The 24223-nt window shown below is 45.8% G+C and carries 17 protein-coding genes; 9 read left to right on the top strand and 8 right to left on the bottom strand.

Annotated elements, in window-relative coordinates; all coding sequences use genetic code 11:
- Both NI469_RS01155 and NI469_RS01150 read left to right on the top strand, forming a co-directional pair.
- Positions 1-1281: a 3-deoxy-D-manno-octulosonic acid transferase gene (locus NI469_RS01155; RefSeq protein WP_121979735.1), complete on the top strand. Its 1281-nt coding sequence runs from the start codon at positions 1-3 to the stop codon at positions 1279-1281.
- A 228-nt stretch (positions 1282-1509) separates the two neighbouring features.
- Entirely contained in the window at positions 1510-2223 is a 714-nt protein-coding gene (locus tag NI469_RS01150; RefSeq protein ID WP_004647257.1) for a 16S rRNA (uracil(1498)-N(3))-methyltransferase, read from the top strand.
- Here the strand turns inward: NI469_RS01150 and NI469_RS01145 are convergent.
- On the bottom strand, positions 2197-3177 hold the full coding sequence (locus tag NI469_RS01145; RefSeq protein ID WP_004729187.1) for a mechanosensitive ion channel family protein: 981 nt from the start codon (positions 3175-3177) through the stop codon (positions 2197-2199). The genes NI469_RS01150 and NI469_RS01145 overlap by 27 nt on opposite strands.
- Before the next feature lie 106 nt (positions 3178-3283).
- Positions 3284-3862 (bottom strand): DUF805 domain-containing protein, encoded by a 579-nt coding sequence (locus NI469_RS01140; protein ID WP_005108134.1) that lies wholly within the window; start codon positions 3860-3862, stop codon positions 3284-3286.
- A gap of 269 nt (positions 3863-4131) precedes the next feature.
- Here NI469_RS01140 and acs point away from each other — a divergent pair, with 269 nt between their 5' ends.
- Entirely contained in the window at positions 4132-6078 is a 1947-nt protein-coding gene (gene acs, locus NI469_RS01135) for an acetate--CoA ligase (RefSeq protein ID WP_253174261.1), read from the top strand.
- A 130-nt stretch (positions 6079-6208) separates the two neighbouring features.
- Positions 6209-7390: an acyl-CoA dehydrogenase family protein gene (locus tag NI469_RS01130; RefSeq protein ID WP_121980014.1), complete on the top strand. Its 1182-nt coding sequence runs from the start codon at positions 6209-6211 to the stop codon at positions 7388-7390.
- Between the two features lie 61 nt (positions 7391-7451).
- Here NI469_RS01130 and NI469_RS01125 read toward each other — a convergent pair whose 3' ends face one another.
- The 3 genes from NI469_RS01125 to msuE form a co-directional block, all read right to left on the bottom strand.
- Positions 7452-8861, bottom strand: a complete 1410-nt coding sequence (locus NI469_RS01125; RefSeq protein ID WP_121980015.1) for a cryptochrome/photolyase family protein — start codon at positions 8859-8861, stop codon at positions 7452-7454.
- A gap of 147 nt (positions 8862-9008) precedes the next feature.
- The gene (sfnG, locus tag NI469_RS01120) at positions 9009-10121 is read right to left on the bottom strand and encodes a dimethylsulfone monooxygenase SfnG (RefSeq protein WP_121980016.1); all 1113 of its coding nucleotides are present in this window, start codon (positions 10119-10121) and stop codon (positions 9009-9011) included.
- Between the two features lie 26 nt (positions 10122-10147).
- Positions 10148-10882: an FMN reductase gene (gene msuE, locus NI469_RS01115; RefSeq protein ID WP_004647265.1), complete on the bottom strand. Its 735-nt coding sequence runs from the start codon at positions 10880-10882 to the stop codon at positions 10148-10150.
- Positions 10883-11258: 376 nt separating this feature from the next.
- Between msuE and NI469_RS01110 the strand changes: the two genes are divergently transcribed.
- Positions 11259-11909 (top strand): response regulator, encoded by a 651-nt coding sequence (locus tag NI469_RS01110; protein ID WP_004281370.1) that lies wholly within the window; start codon positions 11259-11261, stop codon positions 11907-11909.
- Positions 11910-11998: 89 nt separating this feature from the next.
- Here the strand turns inward: NI469_RS01110 and NI469_RS01105 are convergent, their stop codons facing one another.
- Positions 11999-12760: a hypothetical protein gene (locus tag NI469_RS01105; protein ID WP_004647267.1), complete on the bottom strand. Its 762-nt coding sequence runs from the start codon at positions 12758-12760 to the stop codon at positions 11999-12001.
- Between the two features lie 411 nt (positions 12761-13171).
- Positions 13172-16663 (bottom strand): hybrid sensor histidine kinase/response regulator, encoded by a 3492-nt coding sequence (locus tag NI469_RS01100; protein ID WP_004729193.1) that lies wholly within the window; start codon positions 16661-16663, stop codon positions 13172-13174.
- A 182-nt stretch (positions 16664-16845) separates the two neighbouring features.
- Here NI469_RS01100 and NI469_RS01095 point away from each other — a divergent pair, with 182 nt between their 5' ends.
- The 4 genes from NI469_RS01095 (at position 16846) to NI469_RS01080 (ending at position 21991) form a co-directional block, all read left to right on the top strand.
- Positions 16846-17178: a DUF485 domain-containing protein gene (locus tag NI469_RS01095; RefSeq protein ID WP_004281374.1), complete on the top strand. Its 333-nt coding sequence runs from the start codon at positions 16846-16848 to the stop codon at positions 17176-17178.
- Between the two features lies 1 nt (position 17179).
- Positions 17180-18886, top strand: a complete 1707-nt coding sequence (locus tag NI469_RS01090; RefSeq protein ID WP_004729195.1) for a cation acetate symporter — start codon at positions 17180-17182, stop codon at positions 18884-18886.
- 245 nt (positions 18887-19131) lie between these two features.
- Positions 19132-19848: an ion channel gene (locus tag NI469_RS01085; protein WP_004729196.1), complete on the top strand. Its 717-nt coding sequence runs from the start codon at positions 19132-19134 to the stop codon at positions 19846-19848.
- A 172-nt stretch (positions 19849-20020) separates the two neighbouring features.
- A complete protein-coding gene (locus NI469_RS01080; protein ID WP_004729199.1) occupies positions 20021-21991 on the top strand; it encodes a BCCT family transporter in 1971 nt (656 codons plus the stop codon).
- Positions 21992-22059: 68 nt separating this feature from the next.
- On the opposite strand, the gene omp33-36 is transcribed toward NI469_RS01080, so the two are convergent.
- A complete protein-coding gene (gene omp33-36 / locus NI469_RS01075; protein ID WP_257220113.1) occupies positions 22060-22974 on the bottom strand; it encodes a porin Omp33-36 in 915 nt (304 codons plus the stop codon).
- Between the last annotated feature and the right edge of the window lie 1249 nt (positions 22975-24223).

The raw sequence follows: 24223 nt of genomic DNA, 5'->3' as shown, positions 1-24223 counted from the left end.
GTGGCCACTCCATTTTGGTATAACGCAGCCTTGGCGCTGGTTAAACCCTTATATCAATCGCGTATCCGTAAACGTGCGACCGATCCTGAACAATTACAACAAGAACTGACAGAACGTTTCGGCCCGTTTCAGCCACCCAAAAATCTGCATGCCATCTGGTTTCATGTGGTGTCGGTGGGTGAAACCAATGCTGCCCAACCGTTAATTGAACATTATTTAAAACTTGGCCATCCGGTGCTGGTCACCAATACCACCAAAACCGGTCAGGCACGCGCTAAATCACTTTTTTTAAAAGCGCCTTATCTCGATTTGTTTCAAGCCGTGTATTTGCCTGCTGACCAGAAAACTTTAATTCGTGAATTTTATCAAAAGTATCAGCCGAAACTTTTATTGCTGATGGAAACCGAGCTTTGGCCGAATCTGCTGGATCAGGCACCCCAGTTTAATGTGCCAACTGTATTGTTGAATGCGCGTCTGTCTGAAAAATCTGCCAAAGGCTATGCCAAGGTCAAAGGTTTGACCCGTGGCATGCTCAAGAATTTAACTGGTCTTTTGGCACAGGATACAGCCACCCAGCAACGTTATATCCAGTTGGGAATCGCAGCTGAAAAAACCCAAGTTTTGGGCAATATCAAATTTGATATTACTGCGCCCGAGCGCTTTATTCATCAGGCAGATCAATTGAAACAGGAGTGGCAGTTAGGGGGGCGAAAGATCGTCACGTTAGCTAGTACTCATGCTCCTGAAGAAAAAGAAATTCTGAGTGTTTTAAAAGCTGCTTTAGAAGCTGATCCATATTTGGTCTGTATTGTGGTACCGCGCCATCCGGAACGTTTTGATGAGGTGTTCCAAGCTGCACAGTCTTTGGGATTGAAAATCCAGCGTCGAAGTCTAGGGCAACATATTAAAGCAGATACCCAGGTTTATTTGGCCGATTCGATGGGTGAAATGTGGCTTTGGTATGCTTTGAGTCAGGCATGTTATGTGGGTGGTTCTTTAAATGAACCAGGTGGTGGACATAATATTTTGGAGCCGATTGCGCTGAATGTGCCGACTGTTTTAGGCAAAAACTATTTTAATTTTCAGACTATCGTGGATGAGTTCGTTCAGGCAGACGCAGTCGCAGTGGTGCAGGATGCCCAGCAGGCTGCAGAGGTATTACTGGAACTTTTGCAAGATCAGGTTAAGGCGGAAATCTTGAATGCGGCAGCGCAGCAAATTATGCAGTTAAATACGGGATCGCTTGCCAAGCATATTCAGGTGATTGATCAGTATCTCTAAGTGTGTGCTAGTCATATTCTCAATCTACCTTTCTGAGACAACTGGTCATTCGTAGAAGATTTCTACTTTTAAGGGATTAAAAGTAGCAAAAATCCTTTGCGGTACTGAAGGTACTTCCTGTACCTCAGTACCGCGGGCAACATCCATGTCGCCACACACGATTTCAAATTTGGCGATAATACCTAATTTGAATATTTTGCATGTTAATGTTTTGGTTTTATCTTCCTTATGAATATCGTCCTGCTTGACCCACGTCAAACCGAAACTGAACTTTGGTCCATTACCTCAACTCGGCAACTGGAACATTTACAGCAACATCTACAGATTCAGGTGGGAGATACGTTAAAAGTCGGAATTCGGGAAGGTCAGCGTTACCTGACGGAAATTGTCGAAATCTCTGAAAAAGCAGTGCGCTTGAAACCACTGCAAGAAGAAGCTGTTCCAGAAAAATTGCCAGTGACTTTAATTGTGGCTTTGCCACGTCCGAAAGTGCTGCGCCGTCTGATCATGGACAGTGTCACCTTGGGCGTTGAAAAAATCATTTTACTACATAGCTACCGTGTCGATAAAAGCTATTGGCAAACTCCATTTTTACAGCAGTTAAATCATTATATCGAATTGGGGCTAGAACAGGCAGGGGATACGGTTGCTCCAAAAATCGAGCTGTATAAACGTTTTAAACCCTTTGTTGAAGATATCTTGCCGGGTTTGATTAGTACAGATTGCCCGGCTTATGTGGCACATCCTTATGCAGAGCAGGCGATGCCATTTGCGATTGAGCATCCCTGTACGATTGTTATTGGTCCGGAAGGCGGATTTATTCCATATGAAGTCGATTTACTCATCAAAAACGGCTGTCAGGCAGTGAGTCTGGGCAACCGTATTATCCGTACAGAAACCGTGATTCCGTATGTTTTAGGTCGTCTGTTTAGCGCGGGCTGAGGCATCATCATTGCCTTCACCACGATAGACTTTGACTTCCTGTACCGGATACGGAATCGAAATATTATGCTCGGCAAAAGCCTGAATCACCCGTTCCTGCACCGCACTGATTGAAGTTCCGGTGCCTGTTTCAGTGGTATCGACCCACCAGAAAGCTTTTAGGGTAATGGAAAAGTCAGCCAACGCGGTGACATTGACACTAAAGCCAGGCTGGCTCAGGATGGTGGGGTCTTTATCTAAAATAGCGGTAATCAGGTCTTTGGCTTTCTGGATATCATCCTCATAGCCGATCCCCACCACGAATTCGCAGCGGCGACGGGTATAGGCGGTATTGACTGTGACCGCACTGGTGTAGACCGTGGCATTTGGAATCACGATACGGCGGCCATCTGGTGAGCGTAAAAAGGTCGCACGAATCTGGATATCTTCAACGGTACCTTCCATGCCATTCACGATAATATCGTCGCCAATCTTGAACGGTTCACTGAGAAGAATCAGCACACCAGAGAGCAGGTTCTGGAAAATATCCTTGAAGGCAAAACCGATCGCGACCGAACCAATTCCGAGGGCACTCATCAGCTGACCCGGGGTAAAGCCAGGAACCGCAATCACCAGTCCAATCAGAATACCAAAGAAAATAATAAAGGTACTGCCGACACGGTTGAGGACCAATACCAGATTCTGGCGGGTATAAGAACGGTTTTCCAAAGTTTTACGTACGAAAAACTTGAAGACTTTGGAGAGTAACCAGAAAATCGTAATCACGATCAGTGCGATACAGAAATAAGGCACACGCTCCCAGAAGCCCTCCATGATTTTGTCAATGGTGCTGTAGGCATCATTATACTTGGCGGTATGTTCAATCACGGTCTTGGTCGTTTTTTCAGTTGCCTGATGTAACAACTCCGTGGTGCCCTCAGTTACCTGGCTTAAGGTATTGTTTTGCTCTGCCACAAAAATTCCACAATTCAAATTTTGCCTATTTTGCCTGATGTTCAGCAAAAAATTAATAAGGGCTCGAAGTCACCATTGGATAATTTTAAAAATAACGGCGCTGTTGTTAAAAGTATTTGGTGGTTTTTTGCATCATTTCCGTGGGGGTAGGTGTTTGTTCTTCACCGCTCATATAACTGAATAAAGCGATAGATCCCAACAGGCTAAGCAGGGTCAGGATAATCATCAGCCAGGCCAGAATTTTTTCCCAGAGCAAGGTGATCCGTGCCGGACCATACTGATTACTGCCGCGATCGCCCGAACCAAAAACGATATAAAGCCATACAAAAATGTTTACTACCGGCAGTAAAAATAATAGCGCCCACCAGCCACTGCGGTTCATATCATGCAAACGGCGAACGGTCACCACTAAAGCGAAATACACATAGGCCAGAACCATGACCAGTACACCGATACTGGCCAAGCCTTGCAGTGAAATCAGCCAGTTGGGATCTAGAGAATGGGTAGAAATATTCACAATATCAATACTGAGACCCAGTGCAATACTGCCAAATAAAAAAATGAAATACAGAAATGCCGACCAGGCAATAAAGCTCAAGCGTCCGAAGCGGCCTTTCATCGACAGGGGATGATCCGATGCAGGCAGCGCAGGCGGGCTAAAGTAGGGAGATTCAGGCGATTTCATAAAGCGTATCCTGCTAAATCAGATGAAATAACCACAAGCGGTCAATTTTATTTTTAAGGGCTGTGCTACAGATCATACACATTTGCGCAGAAGATTCTGTACTGTAAGTTGTGGTTTATTTTGATTGAATTTGTATAAATAATCTACGACGAAAGCATGATTGCCGGATTTGAAATAAGCAGGCCATACTGCCATTATGCATAAAAAACAATCAACAACGCAGCATTAACCTCTCGTGATGAGATAGAACAAAATCAAGGAAGTGACCTATGCAAGAGATCTATCCAGTACCCGATGAATTTAAAAAAACAGCACGTACGCTCGAAGACCAGTACTTTGAACGTTATCAATATTCTATAGAACAGCCAGATAAATTTTGGGCAGAACAGGCGCAACGTCTGGACTGGATCAAGCCCTTCACCCAAGTCAAAAATACCAGCTTTAACAAAGACGATTTTAAAATCGAATGGTTTGCCGATGGTCAGCTCAATGTCAGTGCCAACTGTCTGGATCGGCACCTGAAAGAACATCCGTATAAACCGGCCATCATCTGGGAAGGGGATCATCCTTCGCGGCACAAGATTATTTCCTTTGCCGAGCTGCATGATGAAACCTGCCGTTTTGCCAATGTGCTGAAGAAAAATGGCATCCAGAAAGGCGACCGAGTCATGCTGTATATGCCGATGGTTTCTGAAGCTGCGATTGCTATGTTGGCCTGTGCCCGGATCGGGGCGGTACATTGCGTGGTATTTGGTGGTTTCTCGCCAGATTCTTTGGCCAGCCGGATTGAAGACTGTCAGGCGAAAATGGTGATTACTGCGGATTCCGGCATGCGCGGCGGTAAGGCCATTCCACTGAAAGCCAATGTCGATGAAGCACTGAAACTGGCGGGTACAGACTCGATTCAAAATGTAATGGTGGTACACCGCACCGGTAACCCAATTGAAATGCAGGACGGACGTGATCTGTGGTATCACACGGAAATTATGTCAGTGAATGACATCTGTCCACCCGAACCGATGAATGCCGAAGATCCGCTGTTTATCCTGTATACCTCAGGTTCCACCGGCAAGCCCAAGGGCGTGATGCATACCACTGGCGGTTATCTGACCTATGTGAATTGCACCTTCCGTGAAGCATTTGATATCAAGCAGGATGATGTATTCTGGTGTACCGCAGATGTGGGCTGGATCACCGGGCATTCCTATGTGCTGTATGGGCCGCTCTCGAATGGGACCACCACCGTGATGTTTGAAGGTGTGCCGCAATATCCAAGCTGGGCGCGTACTGGACATATTGTCGATAAGCATAACGTCACCATTCTCTACACTGCACCGACCGCGATCCGCGCCATGATGCGTGAGGGCGATGCTTTTGTGCGGGAAAGTGATCGCAGTAGCCTGAGAATTTTAGGATCAGTTGGTGAGCCGATTAATCCGGAAGCCTGGAACTGGTACTACACCGTGGTCGGTGAAAGCCGCTGTCCCGTCATCGATACCTGGTGGCAGACCGAAACTGGCGGTTTTATGATTACGCCATTGCCGGGTGCGACTGATTTAAAACCGGGCTCTGCGACACGACCTTTCTTCGGCGTACAGCCTGCCATTGTCGATGCCGATGGCAAGGAGCTGGAAGGAGAAGCTGAGGGCAATCTGGTGATTAAGGATTCCTGGCCGGGTCAGATGCGCACCATTTGGGGAGACCCGGAGCGCTTTATTGAAGCTTATTTCTCGACCTATCCAGGTACCTATTTTACCGGAGATGGGGCGCGTCGTGATAAAGATGGTTATTACTGGATTACCGGCCGGGTGGATGATGTCCTGAATGTATCCGGACACCGTTTAGGTACTGCAGAAATTGAAAGTGCACTGGTGGCGCATGAATCGGTAGCAGAGGCCGCTGTAGTCGGTATGCCGCATGATATTAAAGGTCAGGGAATTTGTGCCTTTGTGACCTTACAGGCTGATGTTGCCAGTTCAGATCAATTACGTGGAGAACTGGTCAGCTGGGTACGCAAGATTCTCGGGCCAGTGGCGACTCCCGATGCCTTGCACTGGGCACCGGCATTGCCGAAAACCCGTTCCGGCAAAATCATGCGCCGGATCCTGAGAAAGATTGCAGCCGATGAGCTGGACAGTCTCGGAGATACTTCGACCCTGGCTGAACCGCAAGTGGTGGATCATCTGATCGCAGAGGTACAGCGTAATAAAGCTTAAATTTAAACTTTTTAAATACCGGCATCCTGCCGGTATTTTTATATCGGGAATAAGCTCTGCATGCTTTCGGATATAGTGACAGGCTGCAATCTGCTAAGCTCGAGCCATGCTGAATATAGGTCCAAAAACAATGAATATACGACAATCATATCTCGATCAGTCGCCCTTAGAGATTGCCCGGGAACTGGCTGAAACTTTTGCCCAAACTGCAGCAGAGCGGGACAAACAGGGGGGTAATCCCAAAGCCGAGCGTGACCTGATTCGTCAGAGTGGCTTGCTTGACCTGTCCATTCCAAAACAGTACGGCGGTCAGGAGGCAGATTGGCAGACCATTTTTAAAACCATTCAAGTGATCGCCCGGGTCGACAGTTCATTGGCGCATGTCTACGGCTTTCACCATTTGCTGATTGCGACCGTGCAATTATTTTCCCAAGCGGAACAATATGGCCCGTGGTTTGAACAGACTGCCCAAAATAATCTGTTCTGGGGTAATACTCTAAATCCGCTGGACCGTCGTACCACAGCCATAAAAGTTTCAGAAAACGAATATATTTTCCATGGTGATAAAAGCTTCTGCTCGGGTTCGATCGATTCAGATATGTTGTTGTGTTCAGGCTATAATGAAGCCGGAAAATTGCTGATTGGTGTGATTCCTACCCAACGCGAAGGAGTAAGTTTTCTGGGGGACTGGAACAATATGGGCCAACGCCAGACCGACAGTGGTACCAGTCATTTTGAGCTGGTCAAAATTCATGAAAATGAATTGCTGTTAAATCCGGGTCCACTGAGTACGCCGTATTCCAGCCTGCGTCCTTTGATCGCCCAGCTGATTTTCGTACATCTGTTTTTGGGCGTGGCAGAAGGGGCATTTGAAATCGCCAGACAGGGTGTACAGACCCAAAAAGCCTGGTCCAAATCACTGACAGACGATGCGGTGAATGATCCTTTTATCCAGAAGCATTTCGCTGAGTTTTATGTACAACTGGAAGGGGTACGCTTACTGGCAGATAAAGCGGTTCAGGCTTTACAGGCAGCCTGGGAGCTTGGGAATGATTTAACAGCTGAGCAGCGCGGTGAAGTCTCAGTTGCCATTGCCACAGCCAAAATTGCCGCAACCAATACCTCTCTCTATATTACCCAGAATATTTTCCAGGTGATGGGTGCGCGGGCCACCACGGCCAAGCTCAATCTTGACCGTTTCTGGCGCAATGTCCGCACCCAGACCTTGCATGACCCGATCGATTATAAATATCAGGAAGTGGGGGAATGGGTGCTGACTGGAAAAGTGCCTGATCCGAGTTTTTATTCCTGATCTAAAAATAAAACAGCCTCTTTATCGGAGGCTGTTTTATTCGGGATGAAAAAGTTTGGTTTTAAATTTGCTTAAAAGCTTCAATCGCTCTTACACGAGAGGCTTTTAAATCCACAATCGGTTTTGGATAATCCAGTTCAAGATCCGGATTTTTGGCATAGGGTTCATGAATAGATTTAGCATCCAGATGCCCCAGTTCCGGCACCCAGCGGCGAATATAATCCCCATTCGGATCAAACTTCTGTGACTGGCTGACCGGGTTAAAAATCCGGAAATAGGGTACGGCATCCATGCCGGTCGAAGCACACCATTGCCAACCGCCATTGTTCGCCGCCAGATCACCATCAATCAGATACTGCATAAACCAGCGTTCTCCCAAGCGCCAGTCTATCAGCAGGTTTTTACACAGGAACATTGCAGTAATCATGCGTACCCGGTTATGCATCCAGCCAATGGCTCGCATTTGCCGCATGCCGGCATCGACAATTGGAATCCCGGTTTGTCCTTGTTGCCAGGCAGCCAAATCATCCGGTGCATTGCGCCACTGGATGTTATCGGTATTTTCCTTAAAAGGCCGATGCCTGGATACACGGGGAAAATCAAACAGGGTATGCAGATAAAACTCGCGCCAGAGCAGTTCATCCAGCCAGGTCTGCTGACCGATATCATCAATCTGGAAATAACTGTCCTTAAACAGGGTCTGCATACATTGACGGATCGAGAGAATACCGATATTCAGATACGGTGACAGGCGGCTGGTACCATCGACTGCAGGTAGCTCTCGCTCAGTTTTATAGTGAGCCATTTTATCCTCGATAAAATCATCGAGCAGCTCTAAGGCAGTATGATCCTGCGCAGGCCAGAGCTGGGCAGCATGATCGACTTCATAATTAGCCGCAAATTTTTGCAGATCAAAGCTGGTCAACTGGTCTGGTAATTCAACCGGATCTTGAGCCTGAATGTCAGGGTAACAGCCCGGTATATTCTGAATCAGTCGCTCATAGCACTTTTTCTTGAATGCGCTATAGATCTGATAGGGTTGATTGGACTGGTTACGGATACTGGTCAGTGGAAACAGGCTGCGATCATGATACAGCTCGACCCGGATCTGCTGCTGTTCCAGCATCTGCTGTACCTGTGCATCACGTTGCAGTTCATTCACGCCCACTTCAATATTGGCATGTAGCGTATCAATCTGAAGTTTTTGGCACAGGCTTCGCATTTCGGCCGGCAGGTCTTGCCATAAGGGAACATTTAAAATGATTAATGGAATATTCAGCTGCGCTAACTGCTGCTTTAAGATAATGAGTCGACGCAGATAAAAATCGATTTTAATCCGGGCATCCTGATGCAGCTTCCATTGTTCGGGAGAGAGCACCATCACTGCTATACAGCTGCCTTGCTGGGTGGCATGCCAGAGCGCGGCATGATCATGAATGCGGAGGTCTTGACGAAACCAGATCAGTTGCATTGTTAAAATTCTTGGAAAGTCGTTAGTGCAGAATTTTAAGGAATTGATGGTTTTAAACCTAGCCAGACAACAATTTTATCACATAAAAAAATCCCCCAAGCCGAGCCTTGAGGGAGGGAGTGAATCTGCTGAGATTTATTGGAATAATTATACGGGCTCAGCTTCTTCTTGCTGCACAGGCATTGCCTGTTGTGCTTCAAGCTCACGGACCAAAGGCAGCACCTTCTGGCCAAAATATTCAACCTCTTCAATAAAGTGCAGGAAGCCTGACAGAATCAGATCAACGCCAACTTTTTTCAGCTCGATAATCCGTTCAGCAATCTGCTGCGGTGTCCCGATCAGATTGGTGCGGAACCCGTCATTGTATTGCACCAGATCTTCAAAGGTGGATTTGGCCCAGTTGCCTTCACCTTCCTGACTTGCTGCGCCGGCTTCACGGGTCGCTTCACCAAAAGATTTCACTGCCTGCACATTGGCCTTGCTAATAATTTCCTGCAATACAGCCTGCGCTTCTTCTTCGGTATCCCGTGCAATCACAAAGGCATTTACGCCGATTTTCACCGAGTGATGATTTGCCTTGGCTTTTTCACGAATATCATCGATCTGTTTTTTCAGCTCTTCCGGGGTATTGCCATTGGTGAAGTACCAGTCAGATACGCGAGAAGCCATATCACGTGCTGCCCGGGAACTGCCGCCCTGAAAGATTTCAATATGCGGTTTTTGTAGCGGTTTTGGACTCAGGGTATAGTCTTTGAATTGATAATATTTACCTTCAAAATTAAAGTTATTCTGGCTCCAGACCCCTTTCAGGCTACGGATAAACTCTTCCGAACGGGCATAACGCTCGTCATGTTCTGGCCATTCTTCACCAATGGCATCAAACTCACCGCGGAACCAGCCACTGACCACATTGATCGCGATCCGGCCATTGCTCAGATGATCAATCGTCGCCAGTTGTTTTGCAGCCAGTGCCGGCTTCCATGGACCCGGCAGAATCGCGGCAATGACTTTCAGGCGTTCAGTTTTGGCCAGAATGCCATGACTGAAGCTGACCGATTCATGCTGGTTTTCTGCGTTATAGCCGGCAGTAAAACGGATCTGGGTCAGGGCATAATCAAAGCCTGCCTGTTCAGCGGTTTGTGCCAGACGCACGTTATAGTCATAGCTCCAGTCGGTGCGCTGCTCGATATTACTAACCACCAGGCCACCACTGACATTCGGCACCCAATAGGCAAATACGATATTTTTATCATTCGACATATTCATCACCCTCTGCAATGCTGTGTTCAAGCCACTTGAGTCTTTGGTGCTTTCTTGCTGTGCAAGCGCGATTCTGCGGCATCCAGGCTCGGCACGGCTGCTGAAGGCAGCACTTCTTCCTGTTCGATCTGCTTGTTAATGCCCAGATTTTGACTGGCTTGAATGGTTTTTTCTTTGATGACTTCAGCACGTTGTCCCTTGGCTGGTGCCCATTCAAGAATCGGCAAGGCACGCGCCACAGCCAGGGTAATCCGGTCGCGGAGCAATTCACTGTGAATGGTATATTCAGGGGTGAAATCGCGGTCGGTGGCATAGACCCCAATCGGTAAAGTCTGTGCCTGAAAGAAGCTGAATAAAGGACGCAGTTGATGTTCAAGCACCAGCGCATGACGGTCACTGCCACCAGAAGCTGCCAGTAATACCGGAACATCGACCAGCGCCGTTTGCTCAACAAAGTCAAAGAAATGCTTGAACAGGCCGGTAAATGAAGCGCGGTACACAGGAGTGCCAACAATCAGCGCATCTGCGGCTTCTACTGCTGCCAGATCATTCTGAACGCGTTGCGGCAACTGATTGCGATAAATCGCGCCGCCCAAGAGCGAACCAATTTCACTAAATTTAATGAAATGCACATTGATCGGTGTCGCTTCACCCAGCTCATCCAGAATGGCCTGAACCAAGGCTTCGGTTTTTGAGGGGTGATTTAAACCGCCAGATACGGCAACAATATTTAAGGGTTTTTGCGCATTAAAATTAGACATATTTAGAACCTGAAAATAGGGTTAATCTCGGAATGACCCTATTAATCCCGATTCAGCGAAGGGCTGTAAAATAACGAAAAGCTGAAAAGTTATCTGATTTTGCGATATACGACAAAGGCCTGATTTTTAAGGAAGGTTTTGTGGGTAAGTGAATGATATTTATATTTATATTGAATAAAGATAAGCTTTTTCAGTGAGGAATAAGTGATATATAAAAAAGTGATGAGAATTAAACAATTATTGCAATAGTGCAAAAATGGGCAATTTTGAAGAAAAACTGCATATTATTTTAAAAATTGTAGTGTCTTGCATATCCTTAACCGGGTTGTGTGGTTAGAATAGGGGCTACCGTGCCAAGATCTCTCTCACGTTGCCTATGAATATTTTAATCGTTGATGATCATCCACTATTTCGTCATGCCTTGATTCAAGCTGTACGTTATAGCCTGCCACAAGCCCAGATTCATGAAACTGCGGCAGTCAATGAATTTTATGAACGTCTAGAAAATGGCCCTGAGCCTGATCTTGTGCTGCTGGATTTAAACCTGCCGGGCGCTTCCGGCTTTTCTGCCCTCGTGCATGTCCGCGCACAATATCCGTCTTTACCGATTATTGTCGTGTCTGCACATGAAGAAGTCAGCATTATCCAGCGTGCGATCGCGCATGGTGCAATGGGCTATATTCCTAAATCTGCCCACCCAAGCCATATCGGTGAAGCGATTCGTGAAGTGCTGGAAGGTGAAATCTGGTTACCACCAAATCTGCCAGCCAATATGAATTTTGATCCGCGTGCTGCCGATGAAACGGCTTTGGCAGAACGGATCCAGTCTTTGACGCCGCAACAGTTCCGGGTATTGATGATGGTGGCTGAAGGTTTATTAAACAAGCAGATTGCTTATGAACTGGATGTGTCAGAAGCGACGATTAAAGCGCATGTGACGGCAATCTTCCGTAAACTCGGAGTACAAAACCGGACACAAGCGGTATTGGCCATTAATGCACTGAATATTGAAGACCGCAAAATGTAAGTTCTGCATAGCCGAATTGAAAAAGACCTCCTTGGAGGTCTTTTTTTATGGGTGAAATCTGAAAAATTGAGTGCAAAGGCCTGAGTCAGCTAGGCGATATAATCCTGCTTGCGGGTGAAATCATCACAAAACAATGGATTTAAGGCACATTGCAATTCGTCAATCTGCTCTTCAGTGACATAACCTTTCGATTTCAGATATTCCGCCACGCGATCATCACGCAAACTCAGGAAAGTCGCATCATATACACCCAGATCCACAAACAGTGCCGCAGTTTCCAGACTGTTAAAACGATCCAGATAAACTTCATTGTCATACATCAGGAAGACATGTTCGTCGCGCGTATTCGGATCGACATGTAAACGCTGCGCCAGCTCATGTGGGCAGGTTTTGATAAATAACAGATCAGACAGCTCATCAAACTGGCTGGTGTCCAGACAATCTTCTTCATTTTTGACTTTACCCAGCCAGGCCTTAAAGACCAGTACCGCGCCACCACGCAGCAACATGCTCCAGATCTGATGACGGGTTTTTGCTGGAAGGTCCTCTGTTTCAGCTTCTAAAGACTGAATCAGCTTGTCTTCCTGTTCAGCAATCTTTTCAAATAGTCCCAGACCTTGCGGCTTGTAGGCATAAGGTTCAAAGACATCAAAATGTAATTCGTCAAAGACTTGCAGTGCCAGGGGTACTGCACTCTGATACAGCGTTTCCAGTGCCTGATACTGGGCATCATTCAGCTTGCTGTATTTAAAGATCTGTGCCCAGTCAATGCTTGGCAATAAGGCGTTGGCGCCATATTGACGGTGAAACTGCTGGGTCTGATTCAGGCCATGGTTTTGATCTATGTTCATGTGAAGAACTCCGATATGCAGAAATAGATCAGCGACCAAAAAAATTAAGACTGCATGAGATGGCAACTGATCATTTCTTATTCCTCTATTTTTAGAGCCAAGTGCCGGGGATAAAAAATACGACTAAAGTTATAGTAGTGGAAAATTACTCTTTAATTTTTATTAAAAACAATAAGATAATTAATTGTAACTAAGTGTACACATGTATATTAATACATTCGTCAGTTTTTGCCATAGTGAATTAAAAAATGAGCATTTTGGTCAATTTATTCAGCTGTATTTTCGGCATATTTGCTGCTTTTAGCACATTAGAATAAATTTTATGCAAGCTAGGTAAGTTTATGTGGCAGTTGAGTATAAAAAATGCCCATCTCAAGGTTTGAAATGGGCATTGATCAGATCAGTATCTACTTAGGAGTCGGAAATTTTCAGTCCAGATAACCATGAACGTAATGAGGCCGGTTTCAGCGGTTTTTTCAGCAGAACAATGTTTAGCTCTTTTAGACGTTGCGGTAATTCCGGATCGGAGTCAGCGGTAATCAAGGCGACCGGAATATCCTTTGAACGATGTTCCAGAATGAAATCCAGACCAATCTTGTCTTGGTTGAGATGCTGATCCACCAGCCAAACCTGAATATTTTCCTGCTGAATCAGCATGGCTGCTTGCTCAGGTTCGGTGGCTTTAAATACCTGATAGCCCCATTTAGTCAATAAGGTCGACATGCCTTCCAGAATGGTTTCATCATTATCCAGACATAGAATCTTAAAGGCCTTGCTCTTTAAAGGTACGGCCTGAACCGGTGCTGCAACAACTTTAGGTGCCTCAATCACAGGCACTTCAATCATAAAGCAGGAGCCTTTGCCCAGCGCAGAAGATACATGCACCGGATAGTCCAGCATGCTGGTCATGCGTTGTACGATCGCCAAACCTAGACCCAGACCCTGTTCACCCCAAGGTGAGGTGTGACCGCAACGTTCAAATTCCTGAAACAGCTTGATGCGCTGTTCTTCGGCAATGCCGGGTCCGGTATCCCAAACGCCAATACGGATATGATTCGGTCTGCTGCTCGAACGTAATACACCGACCACCACTTTACCTCTGGCAGTATAACGCAACGCATTGCTGACAAAGTTCTGGATAATGCGGCGAATCCATTGTGGATCGGTATCAATCCAGAACTGTGCATCATGCACACTGAACTTGATACCACGTTGTGCAGCGATGGATTTGAACTGGAGTTCCAGATCGCTGAGCAGGTCATGCAGCGGATAAGCCTGACGTTTCGGCTGAATGGTGCCGCCTTCCAGTCGGGCAATATCCAGCAGGGCAGACAACATGCTTTCTGCACCATGCAAAGCACGATCCAGTTGTTGTAAGGTCTTGCGGTCTTCATCATTCTGCACGCTTTGTTCGAGTGCGGTACTGAACAGACGCGCAGCATGCATTGGTTGCAACAGGTCATGACTGGCGGCGGCAATGAAGCGGCTTTTCGACATATTGGCTTTATCCGCCTGTTCCCGCGCCAGTTGCTGCTCGGACAGGGCATCGGCCAGCTGCTGGGTACGGTCCTGAACCCGGGCTTCAAGTACGGCTTCATTTTCACGGAAGGCAGTAATATCGGCGAAAGTGGTAACGAACCCGCCGCCTTCGATCGGATTGCCGCGCATCTGAATGACGCGGCCATCTTTACGAATCCGTTCAAATTCATGGGCACTGCCGACCTGCATCCAGTGAATCCGTTTCCGTACATGTTCTTCAACCGAGCCCGGGCCACATTCACCACGTTCAGCGTTATAACGGATCAGGTCTGCGATTGGACAACCGACATAGACAATATCGGTCGGATAATCGAACAGTTTCAGATATTGATTGTTCCATGCGACCAGGCACATATTTTCATCAACTACGCTGACCCCTTGGGTCATGTGATCAATCATGGTCATGATCAGGTTCTGATTAAAGCGTTGCCATTGCGAGGCCTGATCGAGAATATTGGCGACCTGACCCAATGCCAAACCATTATTAACCATAGCTGTGGTCAACAGGGTACGTGCCGAGGCTGCCCCGATAGTCCCCGCCAGATACTGTTCGGTGAAACGCCACCACATGCCATTGGCACTGCTGTTTTCATTCAGCTCAACACTGTTTTGGGTGCAGAACTGCTGGAAAGCGCGTGTGGTTGGGCCTTCGCCGGTAATGCGTTTAGCTAGGGTAATCAGATCACCGACTTTTAAACGGGCGACATCCTGATGCGAATAGCTGACCTCGTTAGAAGGACTCTGCGAGGGTAGTGGCTTGGTTTCATAATAGAAGAAACTTTCGGCTTGAATCTGTTCGGCAATACTCGGACGGAAAATACGGGAAATCCAGATATACAGCAGGGTATTTAAGCCCAGTGCCCAAACTACGCCATGCGTCAGTGGATCAAAAGACTCAAAACCGATCAGGGCTTCCGGTCTTAACCAGTTCCAGCCAAAAGGCCCTTGATTCAGCAAGCTTTGGCTAAAGCTGCTATAGGCTTCTGGCAGGCTTCGCAAAATGGTTGGAAACAGCAGGGTATAAGCCCACAAGGCAAAACCGGTCAGGAGTCCAGCATAGACACCCTGTTTACTACCGCCACGCCAGTACAGGCCACCGATCAGGGCAGGGGCGAATTGTGCCACCGCACTAAATGCCAACAGACCAAAAACCGACAACTGGTCAATATCATTAAAGAAATTGAAGAACAGGAAGCCCATCAACATCACGCCCAGAATACAGACCCGGCGGGTAAATTTCAGCACCAGCGGCAAGCGTTTGTCATGCCGGGAAATCAGCTTTAAACGCCACAACGCCGGCATGATCAGGTCATTGCTGAGCATGATTGACAGTGCCACGGAAGACACCAGCAGCATCCCGGTAGAGGCAGAGAAACCACCCAGAAATGCCAATAAGGTCAACCAGTCCTGATTATAGCTAAGTGGTAAGGACAGGACCGCCACATCCGGAATGGCCAGATATTGCGGTGCAGCATGTAGCGCCCAGCTGGCAATTGGAATAATCGCCAAGGTAGTCAGAATCAAATAAACTGCAAACCAACGCCGCGCACCACGAATATGTTTTTCATCACGTAGCTCAACCACAGCTACATGGAACTGACGCGGCAGGCAGATAATGGCCAGTGCCGCGAGCAGGGTCTGAATCCAGAAACTTTGTGGCACGCCAAACAGTTGTACATCATGAAAAGTAGTGCTGATATCGCTACTGATCTGTGCCAGATTTTCTGGTGCTTCAAACATAAAGAAACAGGCAACTGCCAGCAGGGCGAAGAGTTTGACAAAAGACTCAAATGCCACGGCCAGCATCAGGCCGCCATGCTGTTCAGTATTGGCAATCTGCCGGGTACCAAACATCATCGCCAGTATTGCCAGAACCCCAGTCAGAAACAGTACGCCATTGGTCGTGCCGGTTACACCTGCGGAAGGTTCCAGAATGACGGCGGCACTTAAGGCAATCGCACGTAACTGCAAGGCCAGATAAGGCACAATCGCTACCACTGCCAGAATGGTTACCAGCGAGGCGAGGGGACCACTTTTACCATAGCGTGCTGCGACAAAGTCAGCGATCGAAGAAATGGCATGATGTTGTCTCACCCGTCCCAGACGGCGCCAGATGTCATAGCCGACAGCAACAAAGAGCAGCGGACCCAGATAGATCGGCAGGAAAATAATCCCTTCACGTACCGCAGCACCCGTGGCACCATAAAAGGTCCAAGAGGAACAGTACACCCCTAAAGTTAAACTGAACAATAACATGCGCCCACGGGTACTCAGCCGGCTGGCATGTTTTTCTCCGTAAAAAGCGCAGATAAAGAGTAATGCGATATAGAGGGCAAGTACCCCTATGATGAGCCAACTGTTCATATAGCCTGATGTGTGCTGAGCATGCCGCTATGATAGCGCATCATGAACGCTGCAGTTTAAATTGATCATTTTTTAACGACCAAAGTCTAAATTACAAGCACATACGAATCTTGTTAACTTGTGATAGTGATAATTCGAATTAAAAATAGTAGGCCCAAGGTTGGGCTACAGGAGTAGTAATTATGGATGAGGTACAAGTAGATCGTATTCTACAAAATCCAAAATTCAAGGAAATGGTCCGCAAGAAAAGTATGCTCAGCTGGACGTTGACCGGCATTATGCTATTTGTCTATGTGGGTTTCATGTTGCTGGTTGGTTACAACAAAGAATTTCTATTGTCTTCAATTTCAGGTGGTGTGACCACGTGGGGTATTCCACTTGGTCTAGGTATCATTGTCCTGTCGTTTATCTTGTGTGGTGTGTATTCCTACATTGCCAATAACAAACTTGATCAATTGACTGAAGAAGCAATCCGTGAAGTCGAAGCGATTGCGCATGAAAAAGGACACCACTAAGATGAAATGGAATTCTCTTATTGCCCTAGCGACCACGATAGTGGCTTCAGGCGTTGCATTCGCTGGTCCTGATCTGGGTGCAGCAGAACAGCAGGCGACCAACTGGCACGCGATTATCATGTTTGTGATTTTCGTAGGTGCTACGCTGTTTATTACCAAATGGGCAGCAAAACAAACCACCAATACCAAAGACTTCTATACTGCCGGTGGCGGTATTTCCGGTTTCCAGAATGGCCTGGCGATTGCCGGTGACTATATGTCAGCTGCATCGTTCCTGGGTATTTCCGCGATGGTATTCCTGTCCGGTTTTGATGGCTTGCTGTATTCACTGGGTTTCATGGTGGGCTGGCCGATTGTATTGTTCCTGGTGGCAGAACGTCTGCGTAACCTGGGTAAATACAACCTGTCAGACGTAGTGTCTTTCCGCTTGCAGGAAAAACCGGTACGTACCTTGGCTGCTTTAAGTTCACTAGTTGTGGTCGCGTTCTATCTGATTGCACAGATGGTGGGTGCAGGTCAGCTGATCAAACTTCTATTCGGTCTGAACTATAACATTGCAGTCGTGATCGTTGGCTTGTTGATGATGGCCTACGTGATGTTCGGCGGTATGTTGGCAACCACTTGGGTACAGATCATCAAGGCGGTGATGTTGCTGTCTGGTGCAACCTTTATGGCATTCATGGTTATGAAAGGTGTGGGCTTCAGCTTTACCAACATGTTTGAACAGGCGATTGGAGTCTACTCAAAAGTACATGACTTGAGCCTGACAGATGCGACCAAAATCATGGGTCCGGGTAGTCTGGCATCTAATCCGATTGATGCGATTTCTTTAGGTCTGGCATTGATGTTTGGTACCGCAGGTCTGCCACATATCCTGATGCGTTTCTTCACGGTAAAAGATGCCAAAGAAGCGCGTAAATCAGTCGTAGTTGCTACAGGTTTTATTGGTTATTTCTACCTATTAACCTTCATCATTGGTTTTGGTGCGATTCTCTATGTATCGAACAACCCGCAATTCCTTGATGTTGCGAAAATGGCAGTGACTGGCAAGCTGGAGCTGGTGGGTGGTAATAACATGGCGGCGGTTCACCTGTCTGATGCAGTCGGTGGTGACCTGTTCATGGGCTTTATTTCTGCAGTTGCATTTGCCACGATTCTTGCAGTGGTTGCAGGTTTGACCCTGTCAGGTGCTTCAGCAATTTCGCATGACTTGTATGCCAACGTGTTGAAGAAAGGCCAAACCACGCCTGAATCGGAACTACGTATGTCTAAGATTGCGACTTTAGGTCTTGCGATCTTCGCGATGATTCTCGGGATTCTGTTCGAGAAACAAAACGTAGCCTTCATGGTCGGTCTGGCATTCTCTGTTGCGGCATGTGCCAACTTCCCGGTACTGGTATTGTCTATGTTCTGGAAAGGCTTGACGACACGTGGTGCAGTGATTGGTGGTGTTGCAGGTCTGGTAACCGCAGTAACCTTGATTGTGCTGTCTAAAGCAGTATGGGTCGATACTTTGGGTATTTCTGATACGCCAGTGAACCCGTTCAATGGTCCTGCAATCTTCGCGATGCCATTATCATTCTTGTGCTGCTGGTTGTTCTCTGTGACGGATAATTCGGCACAGGCTCAGGCAGAACGCAAAGCCTTTGATGCGCAGTTTGTACGCTCACAAACCGGTATTGGTATCTCAGGCGCATCGGATCACTAAGATCTGCGCTACGCTAAAAAAGCCCCGTCAGGGGCTTTTTTTATGGAGATATCATCAAGTTTTTTCTTTAGGATAAATGCCGTATTGCATTGAGCTGGCTGGATTTGTGCAGTGTTATTTCAGTAATTTTCATACAAATCGTATATCTGCAAGTGGCTTTGAGCATGCTATGTTAAAAGCTGTTAACAATAACAATGTATTCCCTACATGAAGATAGTAACAAGAATAGCAACAAGAAGGGCATTATGAAGCAATCTCTGCAGCAGTTCTGGAACAGCTTTACCCATTTGCCTTCGGCATGGCTGTTGTGCCTGCAATTGCTGATCCTGATCTTGTCGGTATTGAGTTATGGAAGCATGTCTTATCGGGCGGGAACCTGGGTACTGGGTGTTCTGGTTTTGCTGGTGATTGCCAGAGTCATTCGCCAGACTCCGATGTTTACCATTTTAGGACTCAGCTTTGTCGCCGGTGCAATTCTCTTTTCCTCCCTGATTGTGCTGGGACTGCGTTATACCTGGATCCATGTCACCGCCCACCTGTTTGAAGCTGGTGCTTATTTTAGTGCAGCCTATGGCCTACTGCGTTATATGTTTCATGACCGTTATCTGACCAAGGATGAACTCTTTGCCGCTGGCGCAGTATTTACCTTGCTGGCCTGGGGCTTTGCCTTCCTCTACAGTATCTGTCAGCTGCTGGTGCCGTACAGCTTTTCAGACCCCGATCTGCAAGCCTATCAACCCTGGCTGGATCTGATTTTTCTTAGTTTCAGTGTGCAATCTGCAACAGGACTGTCTGATATCATGCCGGTCAGTCCGGTCGCACGGATGCTAGCCATTATCCAGATGTTTGTCGGGGTGATGTATCTGGCGCTGATTGTATCCCGCTTAATTGCCTTGCAATATATCGCACGTCTACCGCATAAAAAGAACGTGAAAAATAGAGAAAACCCGCCTGGGCAATAAGACTCATCCTTTTATTGTATTTGTTACAGTAACTTAACGGCTTTATTTTGTGTCACATCCTAAAATAGCAGGAGATCTAGCTCCCATAGACTGAATCTGTCTGATCATTTTGACCTTACCAATAATTATTTGACGCTGTTTGTCGATCCAATTTTTAAAAAATGGAGGATGTATGCCTTCCACAAAACCATCCTGTTTTGCCAATATCAATCCAAATGTTTTTATTAGTACTGTCGCCATTATTGCGATATTTTTAGCGTTGGTCGTATTTGCACCCGATGCTTTTTCAGTTTTCACCCAGCAACTGAACCAGTGGATTACTACGTCCTTTAGCTGGTTCTATGTATTGTCGGTGGCGATATTTCTCATCCTTCTGGTTTATATTGCCCTGTCGGATATGGGCAAAATCAAACTGGGACCCGACCATAGCCAGCCGAAATATAGCAGCGCCTCTTGGTTTGCGATGCTATTCACCGCAGGGATGGGGATTGGCCTGATGTTCTTTGGTGTGGCCGAACCGGTGATGCATTATGTCACGCCACCTGCCGGTGAACCTGAAACCGTACTGGCTGCACAACAATCTATGCGGGTCACCTTTTTCCACTGGGGCTTACATGCCTGGGCCATTTATACGCTTGTTGGCCTATCGTTAGCTTATTTTGCTTATCGGCATCAATTGCCTTTAAAAATCCGTTCGGCCTTGTATCCGCTGATTGGTCAAAAGATCTATGGACCGATTGGAGATGGCGTCGATACCTTTGCCACCATTGGTACGGTATTTGGTGTCGCTACTACGCTTGGTTTCGGGGTGACCCAAATCAATTCAGGTTTGAACTATTTGTTTGGCATTGAACAGGCACCCAGTACTCAGGTCATTTTGATTATTGTGGTCAGTGTCATGGCGGCGACTTCCGTATTTTTTGGATTAGACAAAGGAATTAAACGTTTATCTGAACTAAATTTGGTACTTGCACTGCTGTTGCTGATTTTTGTCTTTGTGGCAGGTCCGAGTATTTATCTGTTACAGACTACTATTCAGAATGCCGGCCAGTATGTTTCAAATCTGTTCAGTATGACCTTTAATCTGTATGCCTATCAGCCAAGTGGCTGGATTGGGGGCTGGACCATCATGTACTGGGCCTGGTGGATTTCCTGGTCGCCATTTGTCGGGATGTTTATTGCCCGGGTCTCGGAAGGCCGCAGTATTCGTGAATTTATCGTGGGTGTATTGCTGATTCCGACTGGATTTACCCTGATCTGGATGGGCTTTATGGGCAATGCCGCACTGTACAGCATTATGCATGAAGCCAATACTGGCTTATTAGAGGCAGTTCAGCGTGATTCATCAGTGGCCCTATTTGAGTTTCTGAACAATCTGCCTTTCAGCTCAGTGACCAGCATCATTGCAACTTTACTGGTCATGCTGTTCTTTGTGACTTCTGCCGATTCAGGGGCATTGGTGACTGATTATCTGACAGCGAAAAGTGATAATTCACCGACTTGGCAGCGTCTGTTCTGGACCGTACTCATGGCTTTATTAGCCATCATCCTTTTGCTGGCCGGTGGCTTAGAGGCCTTGCAATCGGCCACGATTATGAGCGCTTTGCCATTTACATTTATTATGCTGCTGATGTGTTGGGGATTAATCAAAGCCCTACATCTGGATGTCACCAAAATGCATGCACTGCAAGCCGCACGGATTACCCCGCGTGCGATCCAGAATCCACGCAGCTGGCAACAGCGCTTAGGCCTGATCATGCATTATCCGCATACTCAGGAAGAGGTGCAGCAGTATATTCACAATACGGTGAATAAGGCATTTCTCAGCTTTCAAAGTGAATTGAAACGGCGCCGATTACATGTAGCGATTAGCCCGCTAGAAGACGGTATACAGCTCCGTGTTGATCATCAGGATGAAATTAATTTTATCTATCAGGTCAATGCCACTCAGACTTTAAGTCCAAGCTTTATGGCTGAACTGGAGAATGCGGGAGTAGATTCCTATCAGGCAGAAGTCTTTTTAAGAGAAGGTGGGCAGGGTTATGATGTGATGGAGTGGACGCAAGAAGATCTATTGCAGGATATCATTGATCAATATGAACGTCATTTGCACTTCTTAAGTCTGGTACGTACGCCTGAGTAAACAGAGTCATAAAACAATAAAAAAGGACGCAATATGCGTCCTTTTTTGATTCAGAATCTAATCAGAAATTAGAAACGGAATTTGGCATTTACGCCGATCGTTTGAGTATCACGAACTTGAGCAGTTTGCGCAAGATTTGCTTCGTAGTTAGCATTTACATAAGATGCGCCAACTGCAACAGCAGGAGTAATGAAGTAGTTTACGTTCGCGCCCCAAGCTTTGTCTGGAGAACCAGCAAAGCTAGATTCCATATAAGAAGCACCAACGCTTAACTGTGGGTTAAGGAAAAGAGTTGTACCTAAGTTGTAGGCAGTATCTTCACCATAAACTAAACCGCTTTCAAAACCAATTGACATGTTAGTACCGTCGATTGCACCAACGTATTTAGTACGTGCAGTGATCGCATCTGTCTTATCAGCAATTGTTGCAGATTCAAGAGCAGCTTTAGCAACGCCGTTAGACACAATATTGAATGCATCTAAAGAAGCTTGGTCAGCAACGCTGGTATAACCAACAGCAACTAAGAAGTTAGGAGCAACTAAAGCACCAAGTTCTAATGCATAACGGTCGCCTTGATCGTCAGTTGCGTTAGCAGTTTTGCTATCAGCAATGGTATGGCTATAAGAAGCGCTTGCATAAACAGGCACAACTGAAGTTGGAACGTAAGCTTCACCTTTTACGCCGTAAGTATGATTTACAGTACGTGAACGTCCAGCTTCTTCTTGACCGTTTTCGCCATAGCTATACGCTAGAGCAACATTAGAAGCTTGGTTCAGGAAAGCAGCTTCAGCTAAAGGACCTTTAGAAGCGTCTACATCTTTGAAGTAGTAAGTACCTTGAACAGCGCCAGTGAAGTCTTTGTCATTTGCAGTGTTGTCGATGTACTCTGACTGACCTTGAACTTCGAATTGATATGCTTGAGCACCGGTCATCGCTAATAATACAGCAGTGGCTAAACCTAGTTTTTTCATGATATTTACCATTTTGTTACAAAAGATGTACAACATAAAACGTATTGTATTGTAACAATTTATTAAGTCAATCCAATTCGAAATCGCTATTTTTTTAAGCTAAATCATTGTATTAATTTTGTGTAAAATTCAAGTATTAGGCTCCGAAGCTATTTTATATAAAAACTCTTGTATAACAAAAATCTAGACTTTAAATATAGAATCGGGACTAAAGATTAAGGAGAAATTATGTTGTTATTTTAATCAATTAATACGATTAATTATAATACATTTATCTATTAAAACAATTAATAATAGGTGAGTTAATTCATAAATGTGTCAAGAAGTGCAAAATGTCTGGCGCATCAGGTCTTTGATTGGATTGCTTGATTTTAAAGCATCATCAGCTTGGATCTTAGAATAGGTGTCTGTTTTTTGAGCTAAATGGGCATGTTTTATAATCTTGACTGGAGCAATCGGCTTTACATTTTGAGGGGAATTTTACATAATATGAAAATCAAGTTAGAGTTCACACTTTTATAGTGATTTAGCCTGATTCTCCACAATTTTTTGTTTTATCGCCCAGCTTTCCCCAAGGTTGGGCTTTTTTTTGTCCAGCATTTTTTATTTCGGATCATTCCGTTTCTGAAAAAACCTTCAACTCAAAACAAGATGAGAAAAATAAATATTAGAATAATTTTAAGCACCAAAATAGTGCATATTGAAAAGTAAAAATAGAGGTCTAAAATTCAATAGCTAAAAAAAAGCCCGATTTTCATAGAAAATCGGGCTTTTTTCGCCAAAATTTGCGGGTAAACTAAAATATCTGCTGAGGAATAATTTAACTCGCCCTAATGCGGTGCATTATGCACCTATTTGTTGCAGGTGTAAATAGTGCAGAAAGCAAGTTTTTATATTTTTTAGCTGCTTAAATTCCCTTGCTTTTGTAAGACTTTATAGGGAATTGTGGTTATGAAACCCTGCATTAAAGTTTCAAATGAACTAACTTAAGTATCTGAAAATAATAGATGATAAAAATTCATTAAAAACATAAGTGAAGTAAGACTAAAGGCTTTAAGACCATCCTGTTTTATTTGTATAATAATCAATCTATTTAGCTTTGCTTGTCATATTGGGGCGTAATACAACAGCATGAATACCTTACGCTCTGAGTGGATCAGTAAACGTTTGGGTGGTGTTTCAAAAAGTATGCTGAAACAAAGCAGGTTGAATTTTGATAAAATAGAGAAATGCGAATAACTCTAGAAATCAAATGTCCAAC

The sequence above is a fragment of the Acinetobacter lwoffii genome, assembly GCF_024129735.1.
GTDB classification, from domain to species: domain Bacteria; phylum Pseudomonadota; class Gammaproteobacteria; order Pseudomonadales; family Moraxellaceae; genus Acinetobacter; species Acinetobacter lwoffii_H.
Note: the sequence above shows the minus strand (reverse complement) of the source record. Positions and strands in the feature narration are given on the sequence as shown.